Source organism: Streptosporangium sp. CA-115845 (genome assembly GCF_050943795.1).
Taxonomy (GTDB): domain Bacteria; phylum Actinomycetota; class Actinomycetes; order Streptosporangiales; family Streptosporangiaceae; genus Streptosporangium.
Window position 1 is genome coordinate 3514176 of the sequence record NZ_CP191988.1, and the last position, 16025, is coordinate 3530200.

Sequence of the window (16025 nt, forward strand, 5' to 3'; positions counted from 1 at the left end):
CTTGGACAAGGAGTTCCGTTGACAGCTTTGACGACAGCTTCGACAACACCGGCGTTGTACCGGCCGACCTCGCTCGACGACGCCATCGAGCGGCTGGCGACCTCCGACCTGGACGCCGTGCCGATCGCCGGTGCCACCTGGGTGATGCGGAGTCCCGCCCGTGGCGAGCCGTTCCGCGGCGAGTACGTGTCACTGGCCCGGATCGAGGAACTGGGACGGATCGACGACGACGGTACGAATCTCACGATCGGCGCGGCCGTCACCCATGCCCGGCTGGCCGAAGCGCTGGCCGGCTACCCCGGGCTGGACGTCCTCCGGCAGGCCGCGGCGAAATCGGCCAATCCGTCCGTCAGGCGGCAGGCCACGGTCGGCGGCAACCTCTGCACCACCGGCTTCGCCGCGGCGGATCTGGTGCCCGCGCTGCTGAGCCTGTCGGCCGTCGCCATCGTGAGAGGTCCGGCCGGTGAGACCAGGATGCCGCTCGGCCGGTTCCTCGCCACGCGGGGCGCGGCACTTCCCGCGACGGTGCTGTCGCACGTGTCCGTGCCGCTGGCTCCCGTCGTGTCCGCGCACGCTCGCCTGACCATGCGGCGGGCGGGGGACTACCCGGTCGTCATCGTCAGTGCCACGGCCGCGCTGGACGGCGCGGGGGTGGTGGAGTCGGCCACCGTCGCGGTGGGTTCGGTCGAACCCGTGGCCCGCCTGTGGCCGGAGATGGCGGCCGCGCTGGTCGGCCGGCCGCTCGACGCGGACGCGGCGGTGCTCGCCGCCCGCGAGCACGCCGGGTCCTTCCAGGCGCGGGAGTCGGTGGAGGTGGACGGCTGGTACCGGTCGCAGGTGCTGCCGGTGGTCGTGGGCCGGGCCGTACGCGCGCTGGAACGGTCCGGTCAGGCCGGACGGGAAGACAGCGGAGAGGCGGGCAGGGCATGAGCACCGAGTTGACGGTCAACGGCGAAGTGCGGCGGGTGCACGCCGACCCGATGACCCCGCTGGCCAGGGTGCTTCGCGAGGAGTTGCACCTGAGCGGCACGAAGATGGCGTGTGGCGAAGGGTTCTGCGGATCGTGCACGGTGTTCGTGGACGACGACGCGGTGGCGTCCTGCCTGGTTCCGGTGGGACACGCGGAGGGCAGGTCGGTGCGGACCGTGGAGTCCCTCGCGGACCCGGCCGGTGCGCTCTCCCCCCTTCAGCAGGCGATGAAGGACGCCGACGCGGTGCAGTGCGGGATGTGCTTTCCCGGGGTGCTGATGTCGCTGAGCGCGCTGCTGGAGTCGGATCCGGCCCCTGACCGGGATGACGTACGGGAAGCCCTGGTCGGCAACATCTGCAGGTGCACCGGATACGAGCGCATCGTGGACGCCGCGCTCGCGGCGGCACAGGCGGAGGGGAACGGATCGTGAGCCAGATCATCGGAGCCAACCTGCCCCGTCGCGACGCCGAGGACAAGCTGCGCGGCCGGACGATGTTCACGGTGGACGCCGCCGCGGGAGGGTTGCTGCACGCGGCGCTGCGCCGGTCGGACGTGGCCGCGGGGCGCATCGTCTCGGTCGACCTGGAGCCCGCCCGGCGCATGCCCGGAGTGCGGGCCGTCGTGTCGGCCGCCGACGCCCCCGGCCGGTACGGGATCACCATCGCCGACCACCCGCTGTTCGCCGTCGACGAGATCCGTTACCTGGGCGAGCCCATCGCGGCGGTCGCGGCGGAGACCCTGGAGCAGGCCCGCGCGGCCGCCGCGGCCATCGTGGTCGAGGTCGAGGAGTTCACCCCCCTGATCACCATGGCCCAGGCGCTGGCCGACGACGCCCGCGATCTCCATCCGGGCTGGGAAGACTACGACGTGCTCATCGAGGGCGGCCGGCGGGCACGGAACATCGGCTGGGAGGCCACGGTGGTTCGCGGGGACACCGACGCGGTGTTCGCCCGGAGCGACGTCAGGGTCATCGAGACGGAGTTCGTCGCCGGTCGGCAGAACCAGACGCCGCTGGAACCGCGCGCCTGCGTGGCCGGATATGAGAACGGGCGATTCGTCCTTCAGACGTCCACCCAGGTCCCCTGGGCGGTCCGCAACTCCACGGCACGCCTTCTCGGGGTGCGGGAGTCCGACGTCCGGGTGGTGGTTCCGCCGGTCGGTGGTGGATTCGGGATGAAGTTCGAGGTGAGCATCGAGCCGTTCGCCGCCCTGCTGGCCCGCGCCTCGGGCCGTTCCGTCAAGCTGGTCAACAGCCGGCAGGAGGAGATGCAGACGGCACTCTGCCGGGAGAACGCGGAGATCCGGATCCGGTCCGCCGTGTCGGAGTCGGGCGAGATCCTCGCCCGGGAGGCGGTGGTCCTGATGGACTGCGGCGCCTACGGCGGTGAACAGCCGTTCCTGACCAGCATGACGGCTCACACGCTGGGCGGGAACTACCGCCTGGGATCCGTGCGGCTGGTAAGCCGCGCGGTCTACACCAACTCGCCGCCCAACGGGGCGTTCCGCGCCTGCAACGGCACGTACTGCACCGCGGCCCTTGAGCGGCACACCGACGAGATCTGCGCGGCGCTTGGCATGGACAGGGTGGAGTTCCGGCGGCGCAACGTCCTCGGCGACGGCGACATCGGGTCCACCGGGCAGGTGTTCGAGGGCGACGTGCTCGCTCCCATGCTCGATCGGATGATCTCGTTGCGGGACTCGGGCGAGCCCGTGAAGCACGCCGACGACGGACGTCTGTACGGCACCGCGACGACGGTCGGCACCTGGTTCATCTTCGTGGGGCCCTCCGCGGCGACGGTGAACCTCAATCCGGACGGCGGCGTCACCCTGGTCACCGCCGGGGTCGAGATCGGTTCGGGATCGACCATGCAGGCGATCCCGCAGATCGTCGCCGATTCGCTGGGCCTGCGGGTGGAGGACGTCACGGTCCGGGCCGCGGACACCGACGCGGCCGGATACGACGGCGGCGTGGGCGGTGGCAGGACCACCGTCTCGCTGGGGGCGGCCGGTGTCGCCGCCTGCGACGAGGTGCGCAGGAAGGTCTTCGAGGTCGCGGCGGAGATGCTGGAGACGTCTCCCGGCGACCTGAGTCTCGCCGACGGCCACGTCGTCGTGAACGGGGTGCCGTCGGCGCGAATCACCCTCAGAGAGGTCGCCGAACACGCGCAGCAGGTGTCGGGACCGATCTCCGGCTCCGGCTCGTTCACCGGCACCGGCGTGCAGCCCATGTCCGGTTGCGCGGCCGGACACCTGATCGGGGCACTGGACCTGCCGGTCTTCGCCGTGCACGAGTGCGACGTGGCGGTGGATCCGGACACCGGTCACGTGGAGGTGCTGGCCTACCGCGTCGTGCAGGACGTCGGCCGGGCGATCAACCCCAGGGCCATCCTGGGCCAGGTGCAGGGCGGTGTGGTCCAGGGACTGGGCTACGCGCTGCACGAGGAGATCACCATCGACCCTCGGGGGAAGGTGCGGCAGACGGGTTTCGAGACCTACCGCGTGCCCCTGTCCGGCGATGTCGTCCCGGTCCGGCTCGATCTCTACGAGGGGGCTCCGTCCATCGGGCCCCTGGGCGTCAAGGGCGCGGGCGAGGTGCCGATCCTCAACGTGGCCGCCGTGGTCTGCTGCGCGGTGGCGGACGCCATCGGCAGGTCCGTGTCGCAGATCCCGCTGACCCCGCAGCGGGTTCTCGGGCTCATCCTGGAGCGGGACGGCGAATCCGTGGATCTCCGGCACATGCCGCGGGGCTGGCGGGAGAACGTGATCGCCGATCCGGACGAACTGATGGCCGCGGCCGGTGTGGGACGCCCCTGATCGCCCGTCCGGACGACTCCGGTCCAGGCTCCCCCCGTTGGAGCCGGGACCGGGGCGCTCAGCCGGTCACCAGGTGCTCGGCCTCGTGGTGCAGTACCTCGACCAGGATCAGCTCCAGATGGAGGTCCTGGTCCGTGACCATCTCGGATGGTGTCATCGAATAACCTCCAGCCTCGCTGGTGGGGACGCTTCGCGCGCCGTAAGGGTTATCCGTCATAGCGGGCCGGTATGGACGGTGCGCGCCCGCCGGGAGCGGTAGCTCCCGGCGGGCCGGCCGAGCAGGCCGATCAGCGGCCGATGGCGAGGGCGGCCGCGTGCATGAGCCGTCCCGGATCGGTGTCGGGGTCGTCGCGGACGACCGCCACGTCCAGGCCGGCGGCGGCCAGGCGGCCGAGTGACGCGGCGGCGTCGGCGGCCGTCCCGGCGGCGGCGAACAGTTCGAGCAGCGCGTCGTCGACGAGGTCGGTGCGCGGAGCGTCGGAGAGCCACCCCTCGCGGAACGCGGCGCACAGCCCCGCGTCGAGCCCCGCGGTTCTGGTGATCTCGTGGTCGCCGTGCACGCCGAGGTAGGTCGCCACCATGGGACGCAGCCGGTCGCGGGCCGCGTGCGCGTCCTCGCCCACCGACAGCGTTCCATCCCGGCCCCGACGCGCTCGCGGACCGAGGAGACGTAGGGCGCGGAGGAGAGGATGGACAGCAGCAGGCCGTCCGCCCGCTCGGCGGCCAGGGCCAGCGCCCGCGGACCCTTGACCCCCAGCACGATCGGCGGGGTGCGGCGTGGCGGGGTGAAGGACAGCCCGGCCGACACGCGGAAGTGCTCGCCCCGGTGGTCGACGCGCTCGCCGGTCATCATCGCCCTGACGATGTCGACCGCCTCGGCCAGGCGGCCGATCGGCCGGTCGAAGGGGATGCCGAGCCGGTCGGTCATCCAGCGGGAGTTGCTCGCGCCGAGGCCGAGGATCGCGCGCCCGCCGCTGATCTCCTCCAGGGCGGCGAGCTCCATGGCGATCAGCGCCGGGTGGCGGGTCCAGGGGTTGACCACCCCGATGCCCACCCGGATCCGCCCGGTGACCGCGGCGATCGCGCCGGCCAGCGCGAAGGCGCCGCGCTCGCAGTAGTCCTCGGTGATCCACACGGTGTCGAACCCGGCCTCCTCGGCGAGCCTGGCGACCGCGACGGCGGAGGCGGCGTCGCGGTGCCCGGAGATGGAGAACGCGAGTTTCATCGCTCGCCCTCCGGGCCGAGGCCGCCACCTCGCCGGTCGAGTGCGGCGAGCTCCCGGTCGAGCGCGGCGGGCGTGGGTTCCACGACGGGCACCGGCGGCAGGGTGGCGGCGGTGGCCCCGACGTCCTTCAGGCCGGTGGAGGTGCCGACCACGACCACGGTGGCGTCGGCGGGCAGCGCGCCCGACCCGGCCAGGTCCTCCACCGCGACCAGCGCGGTGACGGACGAGGCCTCCAGGTACAGGCCGGCCTCCCGGCCGAGCCTGCCCTGCGCGTCGAGGATGCGCGCGTCGTCGGGGACGGGCACCGCCCGGCCGCCGGTCGCCCGCAGCGCGGCCAGGCCCTGGAAGGTCCCGTACGGCGAGGCGATGGAGAACGCGACCGACGGGGTGATCGGCACCGGTCCCGCGGTGTCCGTGCCGGCGGCCAGGGCGGCGTGGTGCGGGCCGAACGGCTCGGCCGCGACGAGGACCGGCATCCGGTCGGCCAGCCCCGACTCCACGAGGTCGGCGAAGCCGCGCCGGATCCCGGCCAGCCCGTCGGCGTAGGCGACGGGCACGACCACGTGGTCGGGAGTCCGGCCGAGGTCGGCGACGATCTCGTAGGCGATCGTCTTGTAGCCGTCGACGCCGTAGGGGATGGACCCCACCGGCGGGTCGGCGTGCCCGGACATCGCCAGCCAGCCGCGCTCCTCGACGAGCCGCCGCATCAGACGCCACCGATCCGGGGGGTTCTCCAGGGCGACGACGCGAGCACCGTACACCTGCATGAGGGTCTTCATCGTGGCCGGTACCGACGCCACGGTCAGCACCACGCAGGGCAGCCCCGCGCGCGCCGCGTAGGCGGCGACCGCCGCCCCGTGGTTACCGGTGCTCGCCACGACCACCGCCGGGGCGCCCAGTTCCACGGCCTTGGTGACCGCCACGGCGGCCAGCCGGTCCTTGTAGGACCAGGTCGGGTTGCGGGTCTCGTCCTTGACGAGGACCGCGCCGAGCCCGAGGCGTTCGGCGGTGCGGGGGAGCGGCACCAGCGGCGTGCCGCCCTCGCCCAGGCTCACCGCGGGTGTGGCGCCGTCCAGCGGCAGCAGCGCGCGGTGGCGGAACAGTCCCGGCTGGGCGGGGTCACAGGGCAGGCCGCGCAGGCCGCCGAGGTCGTAGACCGGGAGCACGTTGGCGGGCGCCCCCTCCTTCTCGCAGGCCGGGCAGCCGCGCCCGGCGAGTTCCAGCGAGGGGTCGGGGTAGGTCGTCGAGCACCGCTGGCAGGCCAGCCGGCCGAGGTAGCGGGAGACCGGGGTCATGCCGGCACCACCGTCGGCTCCCTCGGCGAGCGGGTGAACAGCTCCGCCCCGTCGCCGGTCACCACCAGGGTGTCCTCCATCATCATCCCGCCCCATCCGAGGTTGTAGTACGGCGTCTCGAAGCAGAATGTCATGCCCGGTTCCAGCGCCGTCTCCACACCGGGGGAGACGATGGGCGGTTCGTAGACGGCGAGGCCGATGCCGTGCCCGCAGTGCTGGCGCCGGTAGGGCGTGACCGTTCGCTGATTCTCAGTGTTTGTCAGTGAGGATCAGCAAGCCGCCGCGTTGCCACGGCGGCGTTCCCCGTTTCCGGGGTTCCCGTTTCACCGGTGCGTGCCCGGCACGGGCGCCGGGTCCTACCGCTCCTCGGCGGGCGTTTACCGTCTCCCCGCAACTCTGGGCGACGTCGGCCGCGAGCGCGGCCAGATTACGGGCGGCGTTCAGATCCCGATCCAGGACCAGACCACACCCATCGCAGGTGTAGGTGCGTTCGGACAGGGCGAGCCTGGCTTTCACCACACCGCAACCCGAACACGTCTTACTACTGGGATACCAGCGGCTCGCCACCACCAGCCGACCACCGCTCCAGGCGGTCTTGTAGGCGAGCTGACGGCGCACCTCACCCATCCCCACATCAGCGACCGCGCGAGACAGACGCCGGTTGGCGAGCATGCCCGACACGTTCAGGTCCTCGACCACGACCGTGCCATAGCCAGCCGCCAGCTTGCTGGTGAGCTGATGTAGGCCGTCACGCCGCTGCCGGGCCACTCTCGCGTGCGCCTTACCCAGCGCGGTCTTAGTCTTGCGCCAGCGCGCCGACGGCTCCCGGTGGCCACCAGTAGGAGTGCGCGGCCCGGTTCGGCGGGCCAGTTGCCGGTTCCGCCGCCGCAACCGCCGCAACGCCGACCGGTGATGCTTAGGGTTGTCGACCACCTCGCCGGTGGACAGCACCGCCAGCGCCTTGAGCCCCAGATCCACCCCCACCACCGCTCCCGGCCGGGCCGGAACATGCTCGGCGCGGTCGATCTCGCAGGTGAACGACACGAACCATCGGCTCCCCTCCAACCGGATGGTCGCCGACAGAATCCGGCCCGTACCCCGCTCCAGATGACGGGCGAGCTTGCGGATGGACTCACAGGTGCGGATCGTGCCCAGTCGCGGCAACGTGACGTGACGGCGATCGGCCTCGACGCGGATGGTGCCGGTGCTGAACCGGCACGATGGGGTGGTGCGGTGCTTGGATTTGAATCGGGGAAACCCGACCTTCTTTCCCTTGCGCTTGCTGGCGCGCGAATCGGCCCAGTTGCGCAACGCCCGCGCCAACGCCTCCAGGCCGCTGTTGTAGGCCTCCTTGGAATTCTCACCCCACCACGGTGCCACCTGCCCCTTGGCCGCGTTCCACCGCCTGCGCAACGCGTACAGCGACCAGGGCACCTCGGTCAGCAACTCAGTCGCCACCCCGTAGGTCTTCTCCGCCTCCCTCCGCGACAGCGCCGCCTTGACCAGGCCCAGCGCCCAGTTGAACGCGAACCGCGCCGCCCCGCCGTGCGAGAACAACGCACCGGCCTGGGCCGGAGCGGGGTCGAGGGCATAGCGGTAGGCCTGCTGAACCCGCACCACCCCACCTCTCGCCCTTTACCCATCGCTGTCGAACGACGACGGCGAACTTACCCTCAGGGATGATCGACAGCTCCCCAATCGGCAGGAGAACCCGCCACCGGCACGGTCCCAACCCCGACAACGCGTACCGTCTCCTCCCACACCTCAGCCCACCGGACAGAGAAGATCAAAGGGAGAACCGACAAACACTGATGAAGCGATCAACAGCCCATAGCCCCCTCGACGCCGGCCGCCTGGTGGACACGGTGCTGACCCCGCTGAGACCCAGCCCGGTGCTCATCGAGACCTTGCGGACCTACCTCGCCTGTGGCCTGTCGGTACGGCTGACCGCGCAGCACCTGTCGATCCACGAGAACACCGTCAGCTACCGGCTGCGCCGCATTCTCCGGCTGCTGGACCTGGACGCTCCCTCCCGGCTGCTGCGCCCCGACGTCCTCCTCGCGCTGCGGGCCGACGAGCTCGGCCAGGGCCGGCAGGACGCGCGCCTCGACGACCGCGGCCTGGAGTGACCGGGTACGGGATCGCCCGTTGTCGCACGGCCGGGGCGCCGGGGCGGAGACGACGGCGTGCGCCGTGCTTGCCCGGCCTACGGCGGCCGAGGTGGTGGGCGGGTCAGTCGAGGCCCGGTTCGGCCCAGAAGATCGTCCCGGAGCCGCGCAGGCGGACCGGTCCGGCGGCGGGGACGAAGGCGGACTCGCCCGGCCGTAGCACCTGCCCGCCGGCCTCGACCTCGCCCTCGGTGCACACCAGGATGCGCGGTACTCCGCCCTCCAGGGTGAGCTCGGAGCCCGGAACGGCCGTGCCGAGGCGGAACTCCGGGGCGGGAGTGCGGTAGAGGTTGCCGACCGGCTCGACCGGCAGGGGTGAGATCGAGGGGTCGGTGACGCGCAGCAGCTCGTCGATGTCCATCGGCTTGCCGGTCAGCCCCGCGCGGAGCACGTTGTCGGAGCTGCCCATGATCTCCACACCGAAGCCGCTCAGGTAGCAGTGCAGGACTCCCGCGCCCAGGAACAGCGCCTCGCCGGGCCGCAGCTCGTGGCGGCGCAGGAAGAGCGGGGCGAGGCAGGCCGGGTCTTCCGGATGGATGCCGGTCAGGCGCACCACCAGCTCGTCGTCGGGGCCGCCCGAGGCCGACGCGGCCCGCGCGATCGCGGCCACCAGGTCCGCCCTGCCCTCCTTCGGCCACTCCACCAGCGCGCGGAGCGCGGCGGAGGCGTCCCCGGCGGTCAGCGGCGCCACGACGGGCTCCAGTTCCGGGATGCCCAGCCCGCCGATGAGCGCCGCGGCCTCCGTGGGCGGACGGAACCCGGCCAGCGCGGTGAACGGGGTCAGCGCGCAGATCAGCTCGGGCTTGGGGAACGGGTCGACGTAGACGCCCCTGGCGTAGCCCTCCTCCGCCTGCCGCCGCGACGGGTGAACCTGCAGTGACAGCGGCAGGTCCACGGCGATCAGCTTCAGCAGGTACGGCAACCGCGAGCCGAACCGCTCGACGGTCCTCTCCCCGAGCTCGGCCACCGGGTCGGCGGCCACCGTCTCGGCGAGGGAGTGCCACGTCCCCCGACGCAGCACCGACGAGGAGCCGGACGGATGGGTGCCGAACCACATCTCCGCCTCGGGCCGCTCCGCGGGGGAGGGGCGCCCGGCCAGCGTGGCGATGGCGGTGCGCGAGCCCCAGTCGTAGTTCTTCACGGGATTGCGCAGCAGGCTCGTCATGACGTCTCCACCGTCTCCGGCAGAAAGGAGCGCCGCGACGCGGGGATCTCGCCCGGCCCGGTCCGGTCGGCCGCCACGCGGGCGGCGGGGATGAAGGGGCCGTTCATCGGAATACCTCCAGCATGGAGACCTCAGGCTTTGGCCCTGAGGAGGAAACGCGGCACGAGGCCGCAGGGATTTTGGTCGAACCTACATTCGTACGTGACTGATTCCGGTTACCGTGTTCGACATGGCACAGAGTGTGAGGCGGGCGTTTCGGTTCCGCTTCCACCCGACCCCCGAGCTTGCCAGGACGTTCGGCTGTGTCCGCCTCGTCTACAACAAAGCCCTTGAACACCGCACCCGCGCCTACACCGAAGAAGGCCGCAAAGTCTCCTACGCGCAGTCCTCGGCAGCGCTCACCGAATGGAAGAAGACCGACGACCTTGCGTTCCTGAACAAGGTGTCGTCGGTGCCGCTCCAGCAGGCACTGCGCCACCTGCAGGCGGCGTTCACGAACTTCTTCGCCAAGCGGGCCGGGTACCCGGCGTTCAAGTCCCGCAAGAAGTCCCGCCTCAGCGCCGAATACACCCGGTCGGCGTTCACCTACCGGGGCGGCCGCCTCACCCTGGCGAAGATGAACGCGCCGCTGAACGTGGTGTGGTCGCGTTCGCTTCCCGAGGGGGCGGAGCCGTCCACGGTGACGGTGTCGAAGGACGCCGCCGGGCGTTGGTTCGTCTCCATCCTGTGCGAGGACCTGATTCGCCCGCTGAAGCCGACACCGAACGCGGTCGGCGTGGATGCCGGGATCACCGCCCTGCTCACCCTGTCGCGCCCCATCCCCGGCGTGAGTGACGAGGAGGGCAAGGTCACCAACCCGAAGCACGAGCGGGCCGAGTGGCGCAGGCTCGTCAAGGCCCAGCGCGCCCTGGCCCGCAAGGAGAAGGGCTCGGCGAATCGGGTCAAGGCCAGGCTCAAGGTGGCGCGGGTGTACGCCCGGATCGCCGACCGCCGCCGGGACCACCTGCACCAGGTCACCACCTCGATCGTCCGCGAGAACCAAGTGATCGCGATCGAAGACCTCACGGTGCGCAACATGGTGAGGAACCACTCGCTCGCTCGCGCCATCTCCGACGCCTCCTGGCGGGAGCTGCGGTCGATGCTGGAGTACAAGGCGCGGTGGTACGGGCGGGAGTTGCTGGTCGTGGACCGGTGGTTTCCCTCCTCGAAGCTGTGCTCGGCCTGCGGCACGCTTCAGCGATCCATGCCGCTGAGTGTCCGCGAGTGGGTGTGCGCCTGTGGCACCGTGCATGATCGGGATGTCAATGCCGCGAAGAACATCCTCGCCGCCGGGCTGGCGGAGAGGTAAAACGCCTGTGGAGCCGGTGTAGGACCTCAAGGGCACATGCCTGGCGGGCAACTGGCGGCGAAGCAGGAAACCCGACCCGTGAGGGTTGGATTCCCCCGGCTTCAGCCGTGGGGAGGAAGTCAAGATCCTCCGTGTCCGTGAGTCCGAGCAGGAAACGAATGAATGCCACAGAACGCCGATGCTACGCGTCTTCGGTGTCCCCCGGTGGCCAATGCACGGCCAAGGCAGGGTGAACAAGTCCGTCGACCGCGGGGGCTCGCCGCCCGGGCCCCGCATCGCCACGCGGCGATCCTTACCGCGCCAGGCCGCGGGCCGAACTCCTGCTCCGGCCGGTGCGCGTGGACATCTCGACGGCGGACGGCGGCGCCGGGTGACCGCTCACCGCGGGCGCCGGGTGAAGAGCGCGGCCCTTTCCGCGACGAAGTCCCGCACCGTCGTCGCGGGCCTACCCGTGATCGATTCGACGTCCCCGGTCATCCGGTCGTAGCGGTTCCGGCGGTGCAGGCGCGCCATGGTGACGATGTGCTCCTCGGTGTGCGCCGGGAGCCCCGCGGGCGCGAGGTCCCGCTCGACCCAGGTGTCGAGCGGGACGTCCACGTAGCGGATCTGCCTTCCCAGGGCCAGGGAGTATTCCTCGGCGATCCCGTCCATCCCCTGCGACCTGGGGCCCGTCAGCTCGTAGACGTGCCCGACGTGAGGCCGGGGGTCCCGCAGGATCGTGGCGACCACGGCCGCGACGTCGCCGGCCGCGACGGGTGACGTGCGGCCGGTCCCGAAGGGAAGCCGGATGGTCCCGCTGTCGGCGATGGAACGCTCGGCCAGCGTCGTGAACATCGGGTTCTCCAGGAAGACGGTGGGCCGGACGTGCACGACCGGGAGCCCCGACCAGTCGAGCACCTGCTCCGACAGCCAGTGCAGCCGCTGCTGGTGGGACTCCGCGCTGCTCAACGCGTTCATCTGCGACACGGTCAGCTGCGAGATGCCGACCAGGACCTCAAGGGCGCCCACCGCGCGGGCCACCGTCGCGACGGTGGCGGCGGCCTCCAGGTACGACGGCGACACGCTCATACCGAAGAACATCCGGGAACTGCCGTCGAGGGCGTCCGCCACGTCCGTGGGGCTGGTGAGGTCACCGACCACCACCTGCGCGCCGAGGGCGCGCAGCGCGTCCGCGCGCTCGTCGTCGTGATGCGCCATCGCCCGTACGGGCAGGCCGCGTGCGCGCAGCAGCCCAACCACGGTGCGCCCGACGCTCCCGACACCTCCGCCGGCACCGGTGACGAGGACGGGGGCGTCGTCGGCCATCGCGATGTCTCCTCACCTTGGGGTGGTCACGGTGCCGAGGCCGCGGCGCGCACCGCGCCCGGCGCTCTGACGTACCGTGATCGGAACACTACTCCGGGCCACTCGCCGGCGCACCGGCCGATTCGACCGCTTACCGGTCACGTGACCATTTCAATCCGCCTGCGTTCCCCCGGTGGCCACGGCCTGCCGTTCTCGGACGGTTTCAGGCTGACCGTGTGAACGGCGCGGGAGCTAACCTCCGAGCCTTCAACAAGGGAGCCGCCACTGAACTGATGAATCGGGACCCTGACATATCCAGCCTTCAAGCACACCGCCATGTGTGCGCCCTCTCTCGGGATCAAGCCGCTGCCCGATATGACGAGGTGACCGGGTATCAAGCCAATCTTCATCAACGCCTGGGAGACATGGGCTGGATCGCCTCCATCATCACCCAGAGAAACCGGAAGGCCGCCAAGGCCCCTGAACCGGGATCTTGACGGCCGTCTGCGGTGGTCTGCCCATGGCTGCCATGAGCGGTGGTGGACGATACAGGGATTGAACCTGTGACCTCTTCCGTGTCAGGGAAGCGCTCTCCCGCTGAGCTAATCGTCCTCGCTGCGAACCAGAGGTGGAGACGGGATTTGAACCCGTGTACACGGCTTTGCAGGCCGTTGCCTCGCCTCTCGGCCACTCCACCGAGTGGGGGACCGGAGTCCCTTCCGAGCGGAAGACGGGATTCGAACCCGCGACCCTCACCTTGGCAAGGTGATGCTCTACCACTGAGCCACTTCCGCGTGCCTCCGGGACCTGCCCGGACTCACTGCGAGAACTCTAGCGAATACCCGGCCACTCCCCAAACCGAGCACTACCGGTATCGTGAGATGTAAGGAGCCAGTAATGGGTTCACCAGTTACCAAGTTCAGCCTACGCGAGAGAGTGACAGCATGCGCGACAACGAGGTCGTGAACGTCGGGCCGGAGCCGCTGAGCTTCGAGCAGGTTGTCGAGGTCGCCAGACACGGTGCCCCCGTGCGCCTCACCGACGACGCAGTGGCCGCCATGGCCGCGGCCCGCACGCGTGTGGACGAACTGGCCGAGAGCCCCACCCCCGCCTATGGCGTCTCGACCGGGTTCGGCGCCCTGGCCACCCGGCACATCGACCCGGCGCTCCGCGCACAGCTGCAGCGATCCCTCGTCCGCTCGCACGCCGCCGGGTCGGGCCCCGAGGTCGAGGTCGAGGTGACCCGCGCGATGATGCTGCTGCGCCTGCACACCCTGGCCACCGGCCACACCGGCGTACGCCCGAAGACGGCCAAGGTGCTGGAGAGCCTGCTCAACGCGCGGATCACCCCCGTCGTGCACGAGTACGGCAGCCTCGGCTGCTCAGGCGACCTCGCGCCGCTCTCCCACGTGGCCCTCACGATCATGGGTGAGGGCGTCGTCCGGGACGCCGCCGGGGAGCGGGCCGACGCCGCGGAGGCGCTCAAGCAGGCGGGCATCGAGCCCGTGGAACTGGTGGCCAAGGAGGGGCTCGCGCTCATCAACGGCACCGACGGCATGCTCGGCATGCTCATCCTGGCCATGGACGACCTCGCCCGGCTGTTCAGGACCGCCGACATCGGCGCGGCCATGAGCGTGGAGGCGCTGCTGGGCACCGACCGCGTCTTCGCCGCCGACCTGCAGGCCCTGCGCCCGCACCCCGGGCAGGCGGCCAGCGCCGCCAACCTCAGGGCGCTGCTCGCGGGCTCGCAGATCATGGACTCCCACCGGGACGGCACCTGCACCCGCGTCCAGGACGCCTACTCCCTGCGGTGCGCCCCGCAGGTCGCCGGCGCCGCCCGTGACACCCTGGCGCACGCCGCCTCGGTCGCCGGACGGGAGCTCGCCTCGGCGATCGACAACCCGGTGGTCCTGGCCGACGGCCGGGTGGAGTCCAACGGCAACTTCCACGGCGCCCCCGTCGGCTACGTGCTCGACTTCCTCGCCATCGCGGTCGCGGACATGGCGAGCATCTCCGAACGCCGCACCGACCGCATGCTGGACGTGGCACGCAGCCACGGCCTACCGGCCTTCCTCGCCGACGATCCCGGTGTCGACTCCGGTCACATGATCGCCCAGTACACCCAGGCGGCGGTGGTCTCCGAGCTCAAGCGCCTGGCCGTGCCCGCGAGCGTCGACTCGATCCCGAGCTCCGCCATGCAGGAGGACCACGTTTCCATGGGCTGGTCGGCCGCGCGCAAGCTGCGCCGCTCGGTGGACGGCCTCACCCGGGTGCTCGCGGTGGAGATCCTCACCGCCGCGCGAGCCCTGGACCTGCGCGCCCCGCTGCGGCCCGCCCCGGCGACCGGAGCCGTGGTGGCCGCCCTGCGCCAGGCCGTCCCCGGCCCGGGACCCGACCGCTTCCTCGCGCCGGAGATCGAGGCGGTGGTCGGGCTCGTCGCGGGCAACGCGGTCGTCACCGCCGCCGAGACGGTCACCGGCCCCCTGTCGTAACCGCAGGGACGGCGGCGATCACCTCCACCTCGATGAGCAACCCCGGCGAGAACAGCCGCGACACCTCCACCGTCGTGCTGGCCGGGGGTTCGCCGGTGATGCGGCGCCCGCGCACGGCCCCGTACTCCGACAGCAGCGACATGTCGGTGAGGAAGGTCCGGATGTGGGTCACGTCGTCGAACGTGCAGCCCTGATCGGCGAGGACGCGTGACAGCTGGTCCATCACGTACTCGGACTGGCGCGTCATGTCCCCCTCGCCGACCACCTTCCCCTCCCCGTCCAGGGCCACCTGCCCGGAGACGAACAGCAGGTTCCCCGCCCTGGTGGCGTGGGAGTAGTACCCGTTGGTGGCGGGGACCGTGGCCGGGTTTATCCTCTGCACGCCCGTACGGCCCCGCTGGTCGCTCCGCTCCATGTCCCGGCCCGCCTCGCCGGTCCGAGCTGCCCCTGCGGGCCCGGTCACGGTGAGGTGCGCGAAGATCGCGGTCAGGTCCGCGTCGCCCAGCCCGGCCGCCGTCGCGGCGGCCAGCCTGTTTCCGGCCGCGGCGGCGAGGGTCCGGGTCCCGTGCGAGGCCAGCGCCATGTCCTTGGCGGCCAGGCCGAGGGCGTAACGCGTCTCGTCCGGGCCGTTCTCGACGGCCGGGCGGACCCGTTCGGCGAGCGCTCCCAGCGGTGTGCCGCCGAGCACGTCCAGCAGCGTCCCGGTGTCCACCCCGGTCTCCTTCGCGCAGGCGACGGTCTCGGCGAGCAGCACCTGGGCGGGCACCAGCGCGCTCATCACGGCCAGCTTCATCGCCGCGCCCGCACCCGGGCCGCCGACCTCGCGTACCCGGCCGAACACCTTCAGCACCTTCCGGCAGCGGGCCAGGTCCTCGGGGAGCCCGCCGGCCAGCACCGTCAGCGTGCCGTCCTCGGCGGGCCCCACGCTGCCCAGGACCGGCGCGTCGACCAGTCCCACCTCGTGGGGAAGCAGGTCGCGGAGCCCGGCCACCGCCTCGGGCCCGATCGTGGACATCTCCGCGACCACGGTCCCGGCCCGCAGCCCCGGTGCCGCGTCCGCGAGCACCCGCCGCACCGCCGAGGGGTCGCTGAGCATCGTGACCACCAGTTCCGCGCCCGCCACGGCCCGAGCCGGCGAGGTCGCCACGGTGGCCCCCTCGACCACGCGGGGGGTGCGGTTCCACACCGTCACCTCGTACCCGGCCGCCACGAGCCGCCGGGCCATCGGGGCGCCCATGCGCCCCAGACCAAGAAAGGAAATCAT

Annotated in this window: 12 protein-coding genes, 3 tRNA genes and 2 pseudogenes; 6 read left to right on the forward strand and 11 right to left on the reverse strand. The window is 71.5% G+C overall.

The window, feature by feature from the left end; all coding sequences use genetic code 11:
- The first annotated feature begins 27 nt into the window (after positions 1–27).
- Genes ACQP0P_RS18145 through ACQP0P_RS18155 form a run of 3 tightly spaced genes read left to right on the forward strand, consistent with a single transcriptional unit; the run spans position 28 to position 3784 of the window.
- Positions 28–930 (forward strand): FAD binding domain-containing protein, encoded by a 903-nt coding sequence (locus ACQP0P_RS18145; protein WP_433378115.1) that lies wholly within the window; start codon positions 28–30, stop codon positions 928–930.
- Complete coding sequence (locus ACQP0P_RS18150) at positions 927–1400, forward strand: (2Fe-2S)-binding protein (protein ID WP_433378118.1); 474 nt, start codon at positions 927–929, stop codon at positions 1398–1400. The genes ACQP0P_RS18145 and ACQP0P_RS18150 overlap by 4 nt, the downstream gene beginning before the upstream one ends.
- Complete coding sequence (locus tag ACQP0P_RS18155) at positions 1397–3784, forward strand: xanthine dehydrogenase family protein molybdopterin-binding subunit (RefSeq protein WP_433378121.1); 2388 nt, start codon at positions 1397–1399, stop codon at positions 3782–3784. Before ACQP0P_RS18150 ends, ACQP0P_RS18155 begins: the two co-directional genes overlap by 4 nt.
- A 287-nt stretch (positions 3785–4071) precedes the next feature.
- Here the strand turns inward: ACQP0P_RS18155 and ACQP0P_RS18160 are convergent, their stop codons facing one another.
- The 5 genes and pseudogenes from ACQP0P_RS18160 to tnpB form a co-directional block, all read right to left on the reverse strand.
- The gene (locus tag ACQP0P_RS18160) at positions 4072–4407 is read right to left on the reverse strand and encodes a hypothetical protein (protein WP_433382557.1); all 336 of its coding nucleotides are present in this window, start codon (positions 4405–4407) and stop codon (positions 4072–4074) included.
- A gap of 62 nt (positions 4408–4469) precedes the next feature.
- Positions 4470–5009 (reverse strand): annotated as a pseudogene (locus ACQP0P_RS18165) (LLM class flavin-dependent oxidoreductase); the annotation flags it as partial.
- Positions 5006–6304 carry a threonine synthase gene (locus ACQP0P_RS18170; protein ID WP_433378124.1) on the reverse strand — a complete coding sequence of 433 codons (1299 nt, stop codon included), beginning with the start codon at positions 6302–6304 and terminating at the stop codon, positions 5006–5008. The pseudogene ACQP0P_RS18165 and the gene ACQP0P_RS18170, both read right to left, overlap by 4 nt.
- On the reverse strand, positions 6301–6567 hold the full coding sequence (locus ACQP0P_RS18175) for a M24 family metallopeptidase (protein WP_433381945.1): 267 nt from the start codon (positions 6565–6567) through the stop codon (positions 6301–6303). Before ACQP0P_RS18175 ends, ACQP0P_RS18170 begins: the two co-directional genes overlap by 4 nt.
- Positions 6554–7921, reverse strand: a complete 1368-nt coding sequence (tnpB, locus tag ACQP0P_RS18180; protein WP_433378127.1) for an IS607 family element RNA-guided endonuclease TnpB — start codon at positions 7919–7921, stop codon at positions 6554–6556. Before tnpB ends, ACQP0P_RS18175 begins: the two co-directional genes overlap by 14 nt.
- Positions 7922–8115: 194 nt before the next feature.
- Here tnpB and ACQP0P_RS18185 point away from each other — a divergent pair, with 194 nt between their 5' ends.
- The gene (locus ACQP0P_RS18185) at positions 8116–8433 is read left to right on the forward strand and encodes a helix-turn-helix domain-containing protein (protein ID WP_433378130.1); all 318 of its coding nucleotides are present in this window, start codon (positions 8116–8118) and stop codon (positions 8431–8433) included.
- Positions 8434–8536: 103 nt separating this feature from the next.
- Here the strand turns inward: ACQP0P_RS18185 and manA are convergent, their stop codons facing one another.
- On the reverse strand, positions 8537–9637 hold the full coding sequence (gene manA / locus ACQP0P_RS18190; protein ID WP_433378132.1) for a mannose-6-phosphate isomerase, class I: 1101 nt from the start codon (positions 9635–9637) through the stop codon (positions 8537–8539).
- Between the two features lie 229 nt (positions 9638–9866).
- On the opposite strand from manA, the pseudogene ACQP0P_RS18195 reads away from it, so the two are divergent.
- Positions 9867–11126 (forward strand): annotated as a pseudogene (locus ACQP0P_RS18195) (RNA-guided endonuclease InsQ/TnpB family protein).
- A gap of 237 nt (positions 11127–11363) precedes the next feature.
- On the opposite strand, the gene ACQP0P_RS18200 reads toward ACQP0P_RS18195, so the two are convergent.
- From ACQP0P_RS18200 to ACQP0P_RS18215, 4 genes are all read right to left on the reverse strand, one after another.
- Complete coding sequence (locus ACQP0P_RS18200) at positions 11364–12290, reverse strand: NAD(P)H-binding protein (RefSeq protein WP_433378135.1); 927 nt, start codon at positions 12288–12290, stop codon at positions 11364–11366.
- A gap of 516 nt (positions 12291–12806) precedes the next feature.
- Positions 12807–12881 (reverse strand) — tRNA-Val (locus tag ACQP0P_RS18205).
- Between the two features lie 14 nt (positions 12882–12895).
- Positions 12896–12966, reverse strand: a tRNA-Cys gene (locus ACQP0P_RS18210).
- Positions 12967–12991: 25 nt separating this feature from the next.
- A tRNA-Gly gene (locus tag ACQP0P_RS18215) sits at positions 12992–13063 on the reverse strand.
- A 150-nt stretch (positions 13064–13213) separates the two neighbouring features.
- Here ACQP0P_RS18215 and hutH point away from each other — a divergent pair.
- A complete protein-coding gene (gene hutH, locus ACQP0P_RS18220; RefSeq protein ID WP_433378138.1) occupies positions 13214–14761 on the forward strand; it encodes a histidine ammonia-lyase in 1548 nt (515 codons plus the stop codon).
- Here the strand turns inward: hutH and ACQP0P_RS18225 are convergent.
- Entirely contained in the window at positions 14742–16025 is a 1284-nt protein-coding gene (locus ACQP0P_RS18225; RefSeq protein ID WP_433378141.1) for an NAD(P)-binding domain-containing protein, read from the reverse strand. The two genes, hutH and ACQP0P_RS18225, sit on opposite strands and share 20 nt — an antisense overlap.

What these genes read in the sequence shown, in the direction of transcription:
- ACQP0P_RS18150 (WP_433378118.1), top strand. Translation starts at nt 927, where the DNA reads ATGAGCACCGAGTTGACGGTCAACGGCGAAGTGCGGCGGGTGCACGCC.
- ACQP0P_RS18170 (WP_433378124.1), bottom strand. Translation starts at nt 6,304, where the DNA reads ATGACCCCGGTCTCCCGCTACCTCGGCCGGCTGGCCTGCCAGCGGTGC.
- ACQP0P_RS18185 (WP_433378130.1), top strand. Translation starts at nt 8,116, where the DNA reads ATGAAGCGATCAACAGCCCATAGCCCCCTCGACGCCGGCCGCCTGGTG.
- manA (WP_433378132.1), bottom strand. Translation starts at nt 9,637, where the DNA reads ATGACGAGCCTGCTGCGCAATCCCGTGAAGAACTACGACTGGGGCTCG.
- ACQP0P_RS18200 (WP_433378135.1), bottom strand. Translation starts at nt 12,290, where the DNA reads ATGGCCGACGACGCCCCCGTCCTCGTCACCGGTGCCGGCGGAGGTGTC.
- hutH (WP_433378138.1), top strand. Translation starts at nt 13,214, where the DNA reads ATGCGCGACAACGAGGTCGTGAACGTCGGGCCGGAGCCGCTGAGCTTC.
- ACQP0P_RS18225 (WP_433378141.1), bottom strand. Translation starts at nt 16,025, where the DNA reads ATGATTTCCTTTCTTGGTCTGGGGCGCATGGGCGCCCCGATGGCCCGG.